Below are 15,443 nucleotides of genomic sequence, written 5' to 3'. Positions count from 1 at the left end.
GCTCCCGGTGGTTCGAGCCTACTCCGGCGGAGACCCGGCCAGGCCCTGATTGGCCTGCTGTTTCGCGGATCTGCCCAGGGACGGGACGGTCTCACCCCGGGTACCGTGGAGGCAGTGCCGAGGACGCATGCATGTCGGCAACCGTGCCGACGTCGTTTCCCGGCAGTGAGCGGGCCCTGCCGGGCTCCGCGGACGGGCGGCGCACCATGATGGCCGGCTTCGAAGACTCCACGAACCCATCCCGCCCCAGACTGCTGCCGGATGCCGTCCACCAGCACGCGGAGCCCGGCGCGCTTCTGTTGAGGCTGGAGACGAGGCGGACCCGTGAAGGAATTCTCGATGGCGCCTGGTGGCCGCGCTCCCGTGACGTCGGCGATCAGCTGCCCGGCTTGATCAGTGCCCTGACCGAGCACTTGGGTCCCATCACCCGCGTGGGCCTGGACGCGAGTGCCTGGGATGAGGTCCCGGTGCGCCTGATCATCGATGACCGGGTCGTACACATCGACTGGTACCCGGTCGGCGACGACACGGTGCTCATCACCCGTGGCGATCAAGACTATTTCCTGCTGCTCGTGGTCCCGCCGGAGGCAACCCCGTCGGCGGCACGGGAGGCGATGTCCAGGGCCGTACAGGCCGACAACGTCACACAGGCCGAGCAGATCCTGATCGACACCAGCATCAATCCCGCGCGTACGAGTCGCCCGGCGGAGCGGAACACCGACGGGGAACGCGCCGAACCGGACTGAAGTCCGACGTGAAACGACCCCGGCGCATTCACACCGGGGCCGTCCCTTCCAGGTCATCGCACGTGAGAGTGCAAAGACCCGCTACAACACTACGCCGACGAGGCGGAGCACCCCCTCAATCCTGCTCCTCCTCTTTGGCCTCCATGACGCGGATACCTTGGTGGGTCAGCATGACCATGGCGGGTGTATTGCCCGCCGCCCAGTCGACCGTGACCAGACCTTCGCCCTCCAGATACGTGCAGGCGGCGGCAATGTCCGCGTCGGGAATGCCGAGATCGTCACGCAGCTTCGACCCGGTGACCCCCAGAAGGCGATTTCCTTCTGCGGTCTCGTAAAGCGCCTGCATGATCTTCTCGCGGTACGCCTTCCGCTCGGCAAGAGATGCCATGGCCGTCACCTTCTGAGGACGCTGCGCCCCAGCTCAACGCTAGGCCCGTCGACCGGTCGGCGGCGACTCATCGGGCCGCGGAATTCTCGACACCACCAGGCTGTGGCGAGGGGCCTTGGCCGGCGCGTTTGCGCATCCCCGAGCGCCGTCCTGTTCCGGCTGATGCACGGTGCCGGCGCATGGGCCCGGGCCCCGGCGGCAGTCGGACAGAGCGTTCCGGCAGTGTGCCGGGGCTGTCGCGTCAGTGCTCGACCTCGTAGTTGTGCATGCGTTCGGCCAGCGGGAGAGGTGTCTCCCCGAGACCGGTGACGGACCCGCTTGCCATGCGCGCGCACACCCCCTCGCAGGCGAGCAATTGCTTGTTGCCGTGGTGCGAGACCACCTTCGCGTCCGTGTCCGGCGCCTGCCGGTAGTCGGTGCGGCAGACGATGCAGACCAGCCCGGCCATCATCTCCTCGGTCGGTTCGGCACGACTATGACGGCGGTTTGAGATCGCGTCAGGTGAATACATGCGCAGCATTTCCTCTCGCTCATCGGGTGGCAGTGGGACCTGAGCGATTCCTGGCAAGGGCCGGGAGTATTCCGCCTGGTTCCGTGGTGCTCAGGGAGTCGTACTGGTCGTGGCGCAAACGACTCGTGGTGCGCTGCGTGATTACCGGAGGGTCGGGCCTCCTCCCGCGCGTTGTGCCCGGCCTTGCATCCCCTGGGTCGGCGCCGCGAGAGATGATGGCTCCTCTCAGCGCACTGGTATCGCCACCGTACTCCCGTTGGTGCACCGGATCGCGTGTGCTCGCTTCCGGGCCGCAGCGGAAATGTGCCTCTCGCGTACGGGGAGTACGGTGGGGACACGGGGGCAGTCCGCATGCTGACCGCCGTACCACCGCCGTCCTGGGCGGTTCACAGGCGAGTGTGCATACCAGGGTTGAGACGCCCCCGCCTTGTCGCATCGGATGCGGTAGCGCTCCGACGGCACCGCAAGAGCGGCCCGCGTCCGCGCGCCGCTGACATCAACCAGGATCGAGCTCATGGAGCCCATCAACTTCGCTCAGCGCGCCGTGTCCGCGCGCGCCCCAACCGGAACACCGTCGGTTCCGCAGGCCGAGCCCTCCGGAAACATCCGGAACGGGCAGACAACGCTCTGCGAGCGGCCCGCAGGAAGTGACTACGCGCTGCTCTCCCGACGGGTCAGGAACGCCCAGCTGTTGCGACACCGTCCGCTGCGCTCAGCTGCGGCGCTGGCAGCCACGCTGCTTCTGCTGGCCGGAGGTTGGGCCGCTCTGCTCCTGATCGGCGACTCCTGGTGGCAGCTGACGGTCGCCGCCGTGCTGGCCTTTGCCTTCACCCAGAGCGGATTCCGCGGCCATGAAGCCGGCCACCGCCAACTGTTCCGGAGCAAGCGGGCCAACAATATGACGGGGCTGGTGTTCGGCAATCTCTTCATCGGTCTCGGCTTCGGATGGTGGGTGGCCAAACACAACCGTCACCATGCCCATCCCAACCAGATCGGCCGCGATCCCGACATCGAGACCGGCGCCGTGGTCTTCAACGGTCACGACGCTCCCGGGCGCTCGGGTCTGGCCGGCTTCATCACCCGTCACCAGGCCACACTGTTCTTCCCGATGCTGCTGCTGGAGGGCTGGGCACTGCACGTGGACTCGGTCCGGGCACTGCGCAAGGGCAGGACGAGTGCTCCCGCTCCCCTGGCGGTCGAAGCGCTGGCACTGCTCGCCCACGCGGCGGCATATCTCACCGCTGTGCTCCTGGTCCTTTCCCCGCTGAAGGCGCTGGTGTTCGTTCTGGCACAGCAGGCCCTTTTCGGCCTGTATATGGGGGCCTCCTTCGCTCCCAACCACAAGGGCATGGCGATGCCCGAAGAGCACGAGCGCCCGGACTTCCTGCGTGCCCAGGTCCTCACCTCGCGCAATGTGCGGGGCGGGCGTATCACCGATTTTGTGCTCGGCGGCCTGAACTACCAGATCGAACACCACCTGTTCCCCAGCATGCCCCGGACCGCCCTCCCGGCAGCCCAGCCCCTGGTTCGTGACTACTGCGCCGAACTCGGCCTGCCCTATACGCAGACAGGCTTGCTGGACTCGTACCGACAAGCACTGCGCCATCTCCGCACGGTAGGAGCACCCTTGCGGGCCGAACCGCGGGCGTGAGCCGGTATGACATCGCCGCTTCTGGCGTAATGGGTGCGTTGGGCCGGTTGGCCGGGTCAAGCTGTGCAGGTTGATCACGGTCGTGTCAGGAGCTCGTGTGCACAGATCGCGTGAGTGGGCGTCGAGCGGATCCACCGTGACCGCGGGATGGACCCGCGTGTGTCGGGGCGGGTCTTGGGACGCGTTCGGGGTGCCTCGGCTTGGACAGGACTCGACTTGGACAAGAGGGGCGCGAAGGGTAACTGTGGTGAAAGATCGCGGATATGGCGGGAAGTGAGCAGCCCCCCGCCGCAGGCCCGGTGGACCGTTCCGAAGGATTCGGTGAGCGGCTGTTGGGGGTGCTGCTGGACCGGGCCCATGAGATGCCGCCCCAGCTGATCGCCCCGCTGATCGCCGAAGAGGTGGCCAGGGTCGGTGGCCGCGACGTCTCGATCCTCCTCCAGGACTACGGCCAGCTGATGCTGGTGCCGCTGCCGGGCAGGGGAATGGTCGTCGGGCAGGCCGAGCCGATCGGTGACTCCGACGCCGGCACGGCCTTCCTGCGCGCGACCCCCGTCGAGGTATCGCAGGCCGACGGCGTGCGCATGTACCTGCCGCTGCTGGACGGCAGCGACCAGGTGGGAGTGATTGCCCTCACCCTGGACAGCGTCGATGACGACGACCGTCGGCTCCTGCGCAGGCTCGCCGGCCTGGTCGCCGACATGCTGGTCACCAAGCACGGCTACACCGACCGGTTCTTCCAAGCCCGGCGCCTCGAACCGATGACCGTGGCCGCGGAGATCCAGTGGTCCCTGCTGCCCCCGCTGGCGATGTCCGTCCCGCAGGTCGCCGTGGCCGGAATCCTCGAGCCCGCCTACGAGGTTGCCGGGGACAGCTTCGACTACGCCCTCAACGACGACATCCTGCACATGGCCACGGTCGACGCGATGGGCCACGGCCTGGACGCGGCCACGATGGCAACCGTCGCCATCGGCGCCTACCGCCACGCCAGACGCGCCGACATCGGACTGGCCGAGATCTACACCTTCATGGACCGGGCGATCGCCGAGCAGTTCGGACCCGACCACTTCGTCACCGCGCAGATGATGCGCCTGAACATCGCAACGGGCCACCTGCAATGGGTCAACGCCGGCCATCCCGCACCGCTGCTGATCCGCAACCACGAGGTCGTCCAGCAACTGGAGAGCGCAACCACCCTGCCGGTCGGCTTCGGCGGTGAACAGCCGCAGGTCAGCGAGCTGGTCCTCCAGCGCGGCGACAGGGTTCTGTGCTTCACCGACGGCCTGATCGAGGAGCGCGAAGTCGGCGGGGAGCAGTTCGGCGAGGAACAGCTCATCGACTGGGTCAACCGCATCGAGCGGACGGAGGAGGGAGTGCGGGCGGTGGTGCGCTCCCTCTCTCACGCCCTGAAGGAGGAACGGGGCGGCAGAACCAGTGACGACGCGACCCTCTTCCTCATCGAGTGGCGCGGGGGCGAAGCCGACCACCTCGCCACCCTGAAGTGAGCCGGCTTCCGCACCACCCATGGCGGAGCCGGCGAGGAGCGGCTGCCGTTGCTCGCAGGAGGCGTCTTCGGCACACCGCCCCGCACGCACGGGCGGGGAAAGCCGCAGCGCCCTGGCCGGTCCAGCCCGGCCAGGGCGCTGCGTAGCAGGTCAGAAGGGGTCTCCCCACCTGCGCACGGTAGGCCGTGTGGGACTCGAACCCACAACCAATGGATTAAAAGACGAGACGGACTCATGACAGGGGGTTCAGAGCCCTGCCGCCCGGTTGCTGTCCGTGCAGGTCAGCGCCTGGCGGCGCTGCATTTGTGATCAGCACATGACAGCCCATCCAAAGTCGTGCGGGCTCACATCGGGCTCACTCTGCGCACCCTCTCACCTGCGCAAACGCTCGCCCAGCGAGGATTTGAACCCGGCAAACGAGCGTCACAGCCATCGGATTGAGGTGCGAGAAGCAGCACTCCCAGCTGGGCCGTCAAAACTCCTAGACAGAAGTCCTGGCACGCAGACCGAGGGCGGCTGCGGCGCCCGCCCCCGCCGACCGAAACTAGGACGCCGACTGCCTTGCCACCAGGGAACTTGCGCGAACTACGCGCTGTGGGCGACCATCACTCCTGGTCGGATGGCGGCCAATCCCGGCACTGCGCTGCCCCACAGCGGTGCCTCCGAGGGATCAAGAAGCCCTAGCTTCACCACCCATCGCTAGGTCGTGCACGTCTGCACCTTTCTCGGGTGCACCGATCAGTGTTCGGATGCTTTGGGGCAGCAGCGTTCGAGGACGGATCGTGCATGTCTGCTGGGGGACGTCTAGCCAATCGCATTCGCATGCGCTGCCTGTACACCGGGGAGTCATTTCGCCATCTCAAGGGCTCTCTGAAGGCCCTTGACAACAAACATCCCATCCCGGCTGCTGCAGGTGATCAGGCTCTTCTCGAGTCTCAGCTCATGGCTCACCTGGCGCGTGGAGGCGAATGGTGGGCTCATCCGGTCGGGATCTCCAAGGTACGCATCGCTCCCGAAGGCACAGTGGTTGTCCACCTTGACGGCCACACTCAGCTCCTGGCTGGGGAAGCCTATCCGATGAGCTCCTACGCCCTTGACAATCTGCTGCCCTACGCAGATCCAGGGGTACAGGTCGATGGTGCGTTCGGTCTGCGGGTAGCGGCTGTGCAGAACACGGACCTGCACCTCACCCGAGTCAACAGCGACAGCCGCCTCATAATCCGTGGAATCCCCGGCACTCGATGGCAGCACGAACTGTCCGCCCGGTGGCAGGAACTCGACGAGGGCGGTAACCCTCCCTTGTGGCGGGAGCCCGTACTGTCGAGCTTCGAGCGCGAGGACCAGGTCAAGCACCCGCGTGTGAGGAACGGCGAACGCGAGCTGGCTTGGCTCGGCTCTGGTCTTCTACGGCGCATCGCGCTCTTTCACAAATCCAGTTCGGCCTACTCGACTAGATCATGGATCACAGGCGGCGAGTGGATCTTTGAGTTGGACACGCGGCGCGATGTACCGCTCGACCACGACACGCTGCTCGCTCGGCTCATGGACCCCGTCTGGGGTCTGTCACTACGCATCAGCGACTCGCACTGCACGTGCCATAATCCGCCCCTTCCAGACAGATATATGCGCCAGTGCACATACGACCTCGTGCACACTGAAGGCAAACCTGGAGGTCTGCAGATCCGCTTCCGCCATGGCCGGGCCATTTACGGCAGGAATGTGAGAGAGGACCTTGAGAGGGTCGGCGCCGACTCTGCCTGGCTCGATCGTGTTCTGCCCCAGCGCCTGGCCGATGACTCGTCGGAGGCGTTCGAGTGAACTGGGAAAGAGTGACGCTCACTATCCTCGCCGCCTTCGGAACAGCCGTGCTGCTGCTCGCCCAGCTACGTGAGCTACTCACAAAGCTGCCAGACGTCATTCAGGCGTGGAATGAGGTACGGCGCAGCCTTCAGAACCGAAACGCTGACGACGGCCAGCATCGGGACTGACTTCATGAGCGAACGCCCCGGCTCGCGGAGGAGGACGTGAGTCGGGGCATTCGCCTCGCAAGGCCGCTGGGACGCGCGTAGGGGATCGCAGCGCGGGGCGGCCGGCTGGTCAGCGCAGGGCCTGCATGATGCGGCTGCGCAGCGTCTCATCCGCGAGGGTTTCGGCATCGCGCCAGGCCGCGGCGGTGACCTCTTCGGTCTGGAGTTCGCCGACCTCGGCCGAGGTGCGGAAGAGGAACCGGAAGTCGATGTGCTGGTGCTCCGGCTCGCCCTTGGCATCGTTGGCGGGGATGGAGTGCACGTCGATGTGGAGCGGGCGCAGCCCAGCGGGGACGACGACGGATGAAGGCATGCCGGTCTCCTCGGTCAGCTCGCGCTTCGCGGCATCGACGAGCCGGGTGTCGTCGGCCTCGAGGTGTCCGCCGGGTAGGAGCCAGCGGTCGAGGGCGAGGTGGTGGATGTGGAGCACGCGGCCGGCAGGGTCGACGAGGATCGCCCCGGCCGTGGCGTGCCCTCGGAACTCCTTCCGCGAGGTGAGGTCGGCCCCAGCGTCGAGCAGGTCGAGGACGGGAGCCAGCCGCCGCTTCTCGTCCGGGTGCGCCTCGAGGTAGCTGTCGATGGTTCCGCGGATGTGACCGGCGGTGATGGGCACGGGCAGGTCTCCTATCGGTTGAAGTAGTCGAGCCAGATCGCCGCGATGGCGGCGCGGTCGGTTGGGCTGATCTCGTGCATACCGGGGTCCAGCTCGCCGCGGGCGAGCATGGCCGAAGCGGCGAGTATCTCGGCCTGCACGAGGAAGATGAACGGTCCCACGCTCGCCCCGTGCAGGAAGTTGACGGCATTGCCCCTGTTGAGCAGGTAGAAGTAGTGGCCGGTCGTCAGGTACCGGGTGACGTGCTCCCCGATGTGGGCACGCTCGTAGACGTCCGGCAGGCCGTCGAGCTCGAGCTCGTCCTCGCTGCTGGTCACGGTCGCCACATATGCCCCGTTCCGCAGCCGCGGGAAGTCCTCGCCGCGCAGGGAAAGCGAGCCCGTCGCGCATAGGACGAGCCCGGCGTCCTCGAGGCCACTCGCACGGTCGCGGGCCACCGTGAAGCCCTGTGAGAGGGCCTGTGTGCGGCGCACGGGGTCAATGTCGTACACGGTCACTCGTACGCCCTTGGCGTGCAGCAGACGGGCGATGGAGCTGCCCAGCTTGCCGAAGCCGATCACGAGCGCCGTACGGCCGTGCAGGATGTCGCTACGGCTGCGCATCAGGGCCTCGGTCGAGAAGACGACCGACTGCCCGACGAGGAAGTCCTCGGGGTCCTTGAGCGGCGAGCGGGCCACCGAGACGACCGGGCAGGGCAGCTTGTCGCGCTCGGCGTACCGCTTGTGCCCGTTCTCGGTGTCCTCGACCACGCCAAGGATGCGGCCCGAGAAGCGGTCGCACAGCGCGTCGAGGGCCGGAGCGAAGTACCCGCCGACGTCGAGCAGCACGACCGGGCGGCCGGCGGCGCGCGCCTCGACGTAGCGTAGGGCGCGATCCGAGTCGGCGAACATCTCGCGTGTCAGCCTGTCGCACGCGTGCCCCTCGGCCTCGACCTGGCGCCGTGCCTCGGCCTGTACGGACTTCGGCTTGGGCAGTACGGCGCGCAGGTCGGTCACGCTCGCCACGCCCCGCACGAACGCCGGGCGCTCCGGCAGTAAGTGCGTGATCAGGAACGATGCCGGACGCTCCGGGGGAGCGAAGCGCGCGGCGATGCGCCCGAAGTAGGCGTCAAGTCGAGCGCGTTCGAAGGTTTCCATTCCTGCCTCTCCTCCCTTGCGACGATCACGGGTTGTGGTGCTGAGTCGATCTGTGGTTGTTCGAGAGCACGGCGCAGCGTGTCGGGGGCGGTGAGCGTCTCGTCGTCGGGCAGCTCGCACCACCCGCCGAACCACTCGTCGGAGCGGTCCGGGCTCGGGGCAACAAGCCATGAGCCCTTGGACAGCAGCCGCACCGGCAGGCCGGCCCACGCGCCCCGGCTGCCGGTCGGAACGGCGAAATAGAGGCGCTCGCCCGGCCTGTCATAGAGCACCGGGCCGAGCCGTTCCTCGGCCTCTCGCAGCCTCGCGAGCGCGAGGAATCCAGCGTCGGCAGGGACCCGTACGACGTCCCACTCGTGGCCGACCGCAAGCAGGTGCACCCCAGGGATGTCATCGACAAGCGGTGCGGCGCGCAGCGCCTCACGCAGGGACATCACGCGCCCCTCTCTGCCTGACGACGGGACCGGCATCGACTGGACGCCTGTCGCCGCGCCTCGGCTTGGTGGAGCGGACCACGATCAGACGTGCGCTCGTCTGGGCTATCTGCCGTTCGCGCTCCGCAGCGATGCGTTTCGGTCCGAGGTGGCTACGCGCGGGCAGGACAACGCCGTACGCGTCCGGCAGCGTGAGAACGTCGAGCAGCCCTACGAAAGCCGGCGACCGTACCTCGGTGACCGCCCCGCGCTCCATGAAGAGGCCGCACAGCGTCAGCTCGTGCTGTCGGCAGTGCTCGGCGAGCGAGTCGGCGAGGGCAGCGAGCCGCGCCTCGCTGCTCGTCCGGCGCAAGTAGCCGTACACGTAAGGGCCGTTCACCGGGCGTCGCTCTGTAATGGGTTCCATGGCTCGAGCGTCTCGGCGAACCAACGTCCTCGAAATGACCGGGCGTTGCACTTCCGTTGCACTTCCGTGCCAGAGCAATCACGCAGCCTGCTTCCATACATGACAAGAGGGAGGCAGCCTGTGATCAGCGTGCAGCAGTGGACCGGCCGCGAAGCGAGCGCCCTGCGCGCCGCGCTTCGGATGAGTACGCGCGCATTCGCTGAGCACCTGGGCGTCGCTCTGCGCACGGTGGCGAAGTGGGAGAAGCTCGGCGCGGACACCGTTCCGCGGCCGGATACGCAGGCCATCCTCGACACCGCGCTCGCGCGAGCTGACACGCTGGCGCGCGGGCGTTTCGAGGCGCTGCTCTCCGGCTCCACGGACGGTCGTGCAGGGGGCAACTCAGTTCGCGCAGCGGACTACGAGACATGGACGGAGGACATCGACCGCGCCATCGTGAGCCTGAGCCGTCAGAACTTCTCGTTCGCGTCCAACCTGTTGAACCGCTGGCTCGGCCGCCACGACCCGCGCGTCCTCGACGACAAGGGCCTGTACCTCTACGGCCGGTCGCTCGTCCTCCTCGGCGACGTCCAACGCGACCAGGGCGCGACCTTCGGCCCCCTCTCGGCGCACCACTCCTACAACACCGCCCGCAGCCTGTTCGCTGAGCTCGACATTCCGCGTCGCGTCGCGCAGATCGAGCTGTCGCTCGCCGTGGTCGACGAGATGTCGGGGCAGCTCGAGGCGTCCGCCCGGCAGTACGAGCGGCTCGCCGGTGACGGGCGGCTGAGCGGGCGCGACCGCGCCCGAGCCCGTCTGTGGGTGGGTACGGCGCTCAGCAAGGGCGGGAAGAACGACTACGCGGTCAAGGTGATGACGACCGCGACTCACGATTTCGAGGACCTGGCGGAGCCCGAGGATTGGTCGGTCGCCCATCAGAAGATCGCTCTCGCCTACCGCGGGACCGGCGACCTCACCCGAGCACTCCAGTACATCGACATCGCGCGTTCGACCGGCACAGTCGACTCCCCCATGCAGCGTGTGCGGCTGGACACCGCACACGGGCACATCCTTCTGTCCGACCCGGCCACCCGGGATGATGGGCTATCCGTTCTCGACGGCGCGGCGCAGGTGGCGAGCCAGTACGGGCTGAGCCACCAGCTACGCAGCATCGAGGGCATCCGGCGGTCGTGCGACGGCCCGTCGGCCGCCCTGTCGAGGTAAGTGGCCAGCAAGGATGAACCAGGGAGTGTCAGTGCCGGACCGCGAGCAGCGCGTAATCACCGATGCGCAGTGGAACGACGCCAAGCTGATTTGGGACTTTCACCAGACGGGGCACGAGCCGCGCCCCTGCTCGGCAGCGATCTGTCTCGGCAGCCACGATCTCGGAGCGGCGACGTTCGCGGCCAAGCAGTACCACGCTGGCCTGTTCCCCGTGCTCGTGTTCAGTGGCGGCAACAGTCCGAGCACGGCAGCCCTCTACCCTCGCGGCGAGGCCGTGCATTTCCGCGAGCACGCGCTCGAACTCGGCGTACCCGCCGATGCGATCCTCCTCGAGCCCAATGCCGGGAACACCGGGCAGAACATCACGTTCTCGCGTGAGGTGCTGCGCGAGGCAGGCATCGAAGTCGGGTCCGTGATGCTGATCGCCATGCCGTACATGGAGCGCCGCGCCTATGCCACATGCCGCAAGGTGTGGCCCGAGGTCGAGGTCGTGTGTGCATCCGATCCGCTGGACTTCGCCGACTACGTCAAGAGCATCGGCGACGAGAAGTTGGTCATCGACACGATGGTCGGCGACCTGCAACGAGTTATCGAGTACCCGAAGTTCGGGTTCGCCATCGAGCAGGAAGTACCGGGTGATATCTATGCCGCATACGAGCGCCTCCTGCGCGCCGGATTCGACAGCCGACTGCTCGAGTCCTGAGCCAGCCCCCGCGCGGCTGGGCGCGGTGTGCGCCATTCACCAGCCGAACCTCTTCCCCCGGCTGTCCACCCTGGCGAAGCTGTACGCGGCCGACCGGTGGATCATCCTCGATGACGTGCAGTTCGCACGACGGGACTACCAGCACCGCGCCCGACTGGCAAGCTTAAAAGATCCCTGCGCCCGACAATGGCTGTCGCTGTCGACACACCTTCCCCGAGGCCGCTCGACGTTGATCCTCGAGGCGCGCCTCGCCGAGCCGCACAGATGCCGGCGCAGGGTCGCCGAGCTCGTCCGCCAACACTACGGCCGTAGCCGCCACTGGCCTGCCCTACAGGACGTCCTCGAGCCCGTCCTCGACCGCTTCGAGGCGACGGATCGCACGGCCGACATCGCCGAGGCATCCGCCCTCGCCTTGCTCGCCTCGGTTGGCTGGCGCGGCGAAGTCCTGCACAGCAGCGCCCTACCGGCGCACGACGGCCGGTCTCAGCGCCTTGCCGACCTCGCCGCGGCGACGGGCAGCACGGTCTACCTCTGTGGCACGGGCGGAATGCGCTACCTCGATGTCGAGCCATTCGCCGGCCACCGCATCACCGTTGTGCCCTTCCGCACGCCCGCCGTTACCCCCGTCTGGCAGTTCGCCCGAGAAGTCAGTGCCCTGTGGCCGATCGCATCCATCGGGCCGCGCAGCCTTGCCGAGGCTCTGCGCAGCGTCGCTTCAGTGCAGCAAAACGCGGTCGAGCCGCACGCATAGACTCAGCTGCTATCCGATCAGCATTGAGACGATGCGACGGAGATCAGAAGTCGAAACCACCATGGAGCTCAGCTTTAGCCGCCCTAATAAAGCGCACCTCGGCTTCATCAAAGAAATTCTGTGCATCAACAGCCATTCGACCCAATGCAGGCGAGCGAGATTCATGACCCTCGATCAGAAGATGCAAATCAAGACCGTCAATGAATTCGCCTTCAATTCTGCGGGCGATTACAAAGCAGGATTCTCGGGCACTGCTCACCTGATCCTCAGTAGGAGTAGGGCGAGAGCAAAGTAGCCGCAAGCGTGAGAGCTGTTGCAGAAGTTCCTGAGCTACCTGATTCATCGGGTGAGCCCCGTCTTCTGACGCTCTGCTCAACTCCCAGTACGCCCGCTGATAGGTGGCTTCTCGCCGATAGCACATGGCAAGGGTCGCTATAGAATCAGCCATTCCAGCGGTTGGTGCGGCAACGTCGTCCGGACCCTCAAGTTCGATGATCGTTTGAGTCTTCTTGACATCCGCCAGAGCAGATTCAATTGCGCCCTCACGCTCCCTAAGTACACTCAAAGGCTGCAATTCTTCACTATCCAGGACGAGACGTTCGTACGCGACCTTGACGTGGTGAACAGCAAGGAGAAAGGCTACATACGCCTCCCGCTGGACGCCACGCCTCCACTGCACATGCGCTGCGTTCGCCTCGGCTTGGACGGCATCGACTGCAGCACGATATGCGGACTCTGCTTGAGCGAGGCCAGCTCTACTCGTTGCTTCTGCATTACGGACGGCGGCATTCAACTGCCACCGACCGACCACGAGGGCAGCTGGCACTCCGATTAGAGCAACGCCCGCAGCTGCCATCGCGCCTATCCCTTGAAGGTCCATGCCGAACATGATCTCTTGGATGAACCAAGGAGCTGGTACAGAGTCAGCCACCGGCCGGATGCGGCTCATTGGGACGGCGGCGGGGCGTCTGGCCCGGGACTTCGCTGCGGGCTTGCCGCCTTCGCTGCTTGACTTCGTGCGGTGGCGGCGGCTCTCCCAAACTCGGACATCTGGCGAGCCGCAACACGCTTGCGGTCCCCGAGGGGGAGGGGAGGGGCATCCCCCAGGGACCTGCCCGGATGCGCGGCGCCTCGCGCGCGTGGGGAGGGCATCGACCGGTCGATGCGGCATCGCGATTGTCAAGGGCCTCGGTGTATTCGCGCGCGCCCGCGCGTAAGGACGCGACCGGTCGCGACGCGACGCCCGTCGCCTCGGAAGAACACCTGGGCGACGGGCGGTAGTTGAGCAATCAGGAGGCATCCGGCAGTTGGAGCACCTCGGCAGAGTCGTCAATAACAACAGCCAAGGGGGCAACAGTGCCAGTCTCGGGGAGTGGCCCCCTTGCCCCCTTCCCGTCCTCGCGAGCGTTCTCGGGCATTTCCATCCACCACTCTTTGCCGTCCTTGAACGCCCGTACGCCGAGCTTCTGACGTGCACGTTTGAGGGTTCGTATGCTGATTCCCCATGCCTCGCGCGCCTCCTCCTCGACCTCCTTGGAGCGGCGCGGCCCATCGGCGAGGAACTCGCGCAGCAGGTCGGTGGCCTCCTTCTTCTCCTGCCGCTCGTCGTCCGTCTCGGCGGCGACCAGGTGCTCGGCGCGGTAGTCGGACGTCCCGTCCCACTCGACGCGCGCACAGCCGAACTCGGGGGCGTCGACGACCCGGTAGACCATGGTCGGCGGCTTTACGGCGATGTTCATCTTCACCGGAGCCATGAGCCGCCGCGGTCCGCCCTCGTCGTCGGGGTCGGGGGCAATCAGATAACCGGCACGAGCGGCGCCGATGATGCCGATGGAGCCGCCGCCCCGGTACATCGCCTTTCCGCCCGACGCCTTGTTCAGGTGGCGCACCACAACGAACGCGGCCCCAGTCTCTTCGGCCAGTTTGGAGATCGGGTGCAGGGCGCGGCGCACGCTCTGATCGTTGTGCGAGTCGACCCCGGCAAGGAAGGCCATCAGCGGATCAATGACGACCATGCGCACGCCATCTTCCCGGATGATGCGGGCGAGGTGCGGCAGGTCGGCCGGCAGCTCAACGGGGCGCGCGTGAACCGCTCCACGCTCGTCCTGCTCGCCGATCTCGGTCAGCACCATGACGCGCGCCATGTCCGCACGAGCAGCCTCGAGGCGGGGCGCAATGGTGTCCTCGACGCCATCCTCGGCCGTGAGGAACAGGACCGGCACGGTAGGCGAGCCGTCCGGCATCGGGCGACCGGCGGAGATCCGGGCGGCGAGGTCACAGGTCATCGTCGACTTCCCGTCGCCGGGGTCGCCCTCGACGAGGGTCAGCTTCCCAGTGGGCATGTAGCGGTCCCACAGCCACGTAATCGGCTTGCGCCGCACCGTGGAGAGGCGAACCACGCGCACCATCGGCGCAGCCGGCGCGGGCACGGGATCTTCGGTCAGGTTCTCGAGGATGGTCGCCGCGTTCGCGGCTGCCTGGTCACTCATGCGGCTGACCTCCTCGGGTGCTGCGCCCCGGCGTTGAGGCCCGAGGCGATCGTCTTCTCGGCCTCGGCTGTGCCCAACCCGATGAGCCGCGCAGCCTCGCCGAGTGCCTCGGCCACAGCGCGAGGGTTGAGCCGTCCGTCGCCGACGAGGGTGCCGAGACTGAACGCGGCGCGGTGCAAGGTGTCGTTCCGAGTGCCCGGCTGCGCACGCAGCAGGGTCTCGACCTCGCGCCGCAGCGCGGTCATGCCGTACCCGCGGGCATCCCGCAGGCTCAACGGCAGGGCAGGGCGCACCACGGGGGGAGCCGCGGCCGTGGGCGCGGCGAGGTCGGCGATCCATGGAGGCAGCTCGGCGAGCCCGGTCTCGAGGTCGCCAGCCCATCGGTAAGGGCGGCCGGCAACGATGGACGGCGGGGCGACCACGTACCCGCCGAGCGCACGCACGTCGACTTTCCAGCCGTTACGGCCCGCGCTGTTGCGCACGTCCTGCCCTGCAGGGGCGCGGTAGTAGATGTGCATCCCGCCTGAGCCCGTCAGCGCGACCGGCGAGCGGCCGAACGGAAAGGTCTCGCCATGCTGCTCATACAGGACAGCGAGCACGTCGGCCCCGTCCGTGACACCCGGCTGCGCTCATTCCTGGGGCGGCTCGACGCCCTTGGCGGTGTCGAGGTCGACCACGACGAGCCCGGACGGGCCGCACGTAATGCCCACGCCGTACGGTCCTTCCGACCATGCTCGCGTGATCCGGTCTTCGTCGGTCGTGGCTCTCTGCTCCCATCGCGCCACCGCGGGGCGTTTGTCGTCGGGGCGTAGCGGGAAAACGTGCCAGCCGCGCGCGGCGAGGGCGAGCACCTGCTCGACCCGCTTCGCGCTGCGACTGC

Annotated in this window: 16 protein-coding genes and 1 pseudogene; 7 read left to right on the top strand and 10 right to left on the bottom strand. The window is 67.2% G+C overall.

Annotated elements, in window-relative coordinates; translation table 11 throughout:
* Positions 1-209: 209 nt before the first annotated feature.
* Entirely contained in the window at positions 210-746 is a 537-nt protein-coding gene (locus ACTWQC_RS12235) for a DUF5994 family protein (protein WP_443315763.1), read from the top strand.
* Positions 747-861: 115 nt separating this feature from the next.
* Here ACTWQC_RS12235 and ACTWQC_RS12230 read toward each other — a convergent pair whose 3' ends face one another.
* The gene (locus ACTWQC_RS12230; protein ID WP_443315645.1) at positions 862-1,134 is read right to left on the bottom strand and encodes a hypothetical protein; all 273 of its coding nucleotides are present in this window, start codon (positions 1,132-1,134) and stop codon (positions 862-864) included.
* Between the two features lie 241 nt (positions 1,135-1,375).
* Positions 1,376-1,645 carry a hypothetical protein gene (locus tag ACTWQC_RS12225; RefSeq protein WP_443315644.1) on the bottom strand — a complete coding sequence of 90 codons (270 nt, stop codon included), beginning with the start codon at positions 1,643-1,645 and terminating at the stop codon, positions 1,376-1,378.
* Between the two features lie 544 nt (positions 1,646-2,189).
* On the opposite strand from ACTWQC_RS12225, the gene ACTWQC_RS12220 reads away from it, so the two are divergent.
* Together ACTWQC_RS12220 and ACTWQC_RS12215 are read left to right on the top strand one after the other, a co-directional pair.
* Complete coding sequence (locus ACTWQC_RS12220; RefSeq protein ID WP_443315643.1) at positions 2,190-3,296, top strand: fatty acid desaturase family protein; 1,107 nt, start codon at positions 2,190-2,192, stop codon at positions 3,294-3,296.
* Positions 3,297-3,559: 263 nt separating this feature from the next.
* The gene (locus ACTWQC_RS12215; protein WP_443315642.1) at positions 3,560-4,801 is read left to right on the top strand and encodes a PP2C family protein-serine/threonine phosphatase; all 1,242 of its coding nucleotides are present in this window, start codon (positions 3,560-3,562) and stop codon (positions 4,799-4,801) included.
* Positions 4,802-5,647: 846 nt separating this feature from the next.
* Here ACTWQC_RS12215 and ACTWQC_RS12210 read toward each other — a convergent pair.
* Complete coding sequence (locus tag ACTWQC_RS12210; protein ID WP_443315641.1) at positions 5,648-5,848, bottom strand: hypothetical protein; 201 nt, start codon at positions 5,846-5,848, stop codon at positions 5,648-5,650.
* A gap of 30 nt (positions 5,849-5,878) precedes the next feature.
* Between ACTWQC_RS12210 and ACTWQC_RS12205 the strand changes: the two genes are divergently transcribed.
* Complete coding sequence (locus ACTWQC_RS12205; protein ID WP_443315640.1) at positions 5,879-6,619, top strand: hypothetical protein; 741 nt, start codon at positions 5,879-5,881, stop codon at positions 6,617-6,619.
* Positions 6,620-6,898: 279 nt separating this feature from the next.
* On the opposite strand, the gene ACTWQC_RS12200 is transcribed toward ACTWQC_RS12205, so the two are convergent.
* The 4 genes from ACTWQC_RS12200 to ACTWQC_RS12185 are packed head-to-tail and all read right to left on the bottom strand — an operon-like array spanning position 6,899 to position 9,417.
* Entirely contained in the window at positions 6,899-7,441 is a 543-nt protein-coding gene (locus tag ACTWQC_RS12200) for an NUDIX hydrolase (protein WP_443315639.1), read from the bottom strand.
* 11 nt (positions 7,442-7,452) lie between these two features.
* On the bottom strand, positions 7,453-8,577 hold the full coding sequence (locus ACTWQC_RS12195; RefSeq protein WP_443315638.1) for an adenosylhomocysteinase: 1,125 nt from the start codon (positions 8,575-8,577) through the stop codon (positions 7,453-7,455).
* A complete protein-coding gene (locus ACTWQC_RS12190; RefSeq protein WP_443315637.1) occupies positions 8,487-9,011 on the bottom strand; it encodes a hypothetical protein in 525 nt (174 codons plus the stop codon). Before ACTWQC_RS12190 ends, ACTWQC_RS12195 begins: the two co-directional genes overlap by 91 nt.
* Positions 8,998-9,417: a hypothetical protein gene (locus ACTWQC_RS12185; protein ID WP_443315636.1), complete on the bottom strand. Its 420-nt coding sequence runs from the start codon at positions 9,415-9,417 to the stop codon at positions 8,998-9,000. The genes ACTWQC_RS12190 and ACTWQC_RS12185 overlap by 14 nt, the downstream gene beginning before the upstream one ends.
* 120 nt (positions 9,418-9,537) lie before the next feature.
* Here ACTWQC_RS12185 and ACTWQC_RS12180 point away from each other — a divergent pair, with 120 nt between their 5' ends.
* From ACTWQC_RS12180 to ACTWQC_RS12170, 3 genes are read left to right on the top strand one after another with little or no spacing between them, the layout of a single operon-like run.
* Positions 9,538-10,620, top strand: a complete 1,083-nt coding sequence (locus ACTWQC_RS12180; protein WP_443315635.1) for a helix-turn-helix domain-containing protein — start codon at positions 9,538-9,540, stop codon at positions 10,618-10,620.
* A gap of 13 nt (positions 10,621-10,633) precedes the next feature.
* On the top strand, positions 10,634-11,323 hold the full coding sequence (locus ACTWQC_RS12175; protein WP_443315634.1) for a YdcF family protein: 690 nt from the start codon (positions 10,634-10,636) through the stop codon (positions 11,321-11,323).
* A gap of 25 nt (positions 11,324-11,348) precedes the next feature.
* A complete protein-coding gene (locus ACTWQC_RS12170; protein ID WP_443315633.1) occupies positions 11,349-12,074 on the top strand; it encodes a WbqC family protein in 726 nt (241 codons plus the stop codon).
* A gap of 43 nt (positions 12,075-12,117) precedes the next feature.
* Here ACTWQC_RS12170 and ACTWQC_RS12165 read toward each other — a convergent pair whose 3' ends face one another.
* The 3 genes and pseudogenes from ACTWQC_RS12165 to ACTWQC_RS12155 form a co-directional block, all read right to left on the bottom strand.
* Positions 12,118-12,963, bottom strand: a complete 846-nt coding sequence (locus ACTWQC_RS12165) for a hypothetical protein (protein WP_443315632.1) — start codon at positions 12,961-12,963, stop codon at positions 12,118-12,120.
* 400 nt (positions 12,964-13,363) lie between these two features.
* Positions 13,364-14,563 (bottom strand): AAA family ATPase, encoded by a 1,200-nt coding sequence (locus ACTWQC_RS12160; RefSeq protein WP_443315631.1) that lies wholly within the window; start codon positions 14,561-14,563, stop codon positions 13,364-13,366.
* Positions 14,560-15,414 (bottom strand): annotated as a pseudogene (locus ACTWQC_RS12155) (bifunctional DNA primase/polymerase). The gene ACTWQC_RS12160 and the pseudogene ACTWQC_RS12155 overlap by 4 nt, the downstream one beginning before the upstream one ends.
* Between the last annotated feature and the right edge of the window lie 29 nt (positions 15,415-15,443).

The sequence above is a fragment of the Streptomyces sp. 8N616 genome (assembly GCF_052246385.1).
In the GTDB taxonomy this organism is placed as follows: Bacteria; Actinomycetota; Actinomycetes; order Streptomycetales; family Streptomycetaceae; genus Streptomyces.
Note: the sequence above shows the minus strand (reverse complement) of the source record. Positions and strands in the feature narration are given on the sequence as shown.

Coding starts and splice junctions, on each gene's coding strand:
- ACTWQC_RS12235 (WP_443315763.1), top strand. CDS start 210: ATGGCCGGCTTCGAAGACTCCACGAACCCATCCCGCCCCAGACTGCTG.
- ACTWQC_RS12230 (WP_443315645.1), bottom strand. CDS start 1,134: ATGGCATCTCTTGCCGAGCGGAAGGCGTACCGCGAGAAGATCATGCAG.
- ACTWQC_RS12225 (WP_443315644.1), bottom strand. CDS start 1,645: ATGTATTCACCTGACGCGATCTCAAACCGCCGTCATAGTCGTGCCGAA.
- ACTWQC_RS12215 (WP_443315642.1), top strand. CDS start 3,560: ATGGCGGGAAGTGAGCAGCCCCCCGCCGCAGGCCCGGTGGACCGTTCC.
- ACTWQC_RS12205 (WP_443315640.1), top strand. CDS start 5,879: ATGAGCTCCTACGCCCTTGACAATCTGCTGCCCTACGCAGATCCAGGG.
- ACTWQC_RS12195 (WP_443315638.1), bottom strand. CDS start 8,577: ATGGAAACCTTCGAACGCGCTCGACTTGACGCCTACTTCGGGCGCATC.
- ACTWQC_RS12190 (WP_443315637.1), bottom strand. CDS start 9,011: ATGTCCCTGCGTGAGGCGCTGCGCGCCGCACCGCTTGTCGATGACATC.
- ACTWQC_RS12185 (WP_443315636.1), bottom strand. CDS start 9,417: ATGGAACCCATTACAGAGCGACGCCCGGTGAACGGCCCTTACGTGTAC.
- ACTWQC_RS12175 (WP_443315634.1), top strand. CDS start 10,634: ATGAACCAGGGAGTGTCAGTGCCGGACCGCGAGCAGCGCGTAATCACC.
- ACTWQC_RS12165 (WP_443315632.1), bottom strand. CDS start 12,963: ATGTTCGGCATGGACCTTCAAGGGATAGGCGCGATGGCAGCTGCGGGC.
- ACTWQC_RS12160 (WP_443315631.1), bottom strand. CDS start 14,563: ATGAGTGACCAGGCAGCCGCGAACGCGGCGACCATCCTCGAGAACCTG.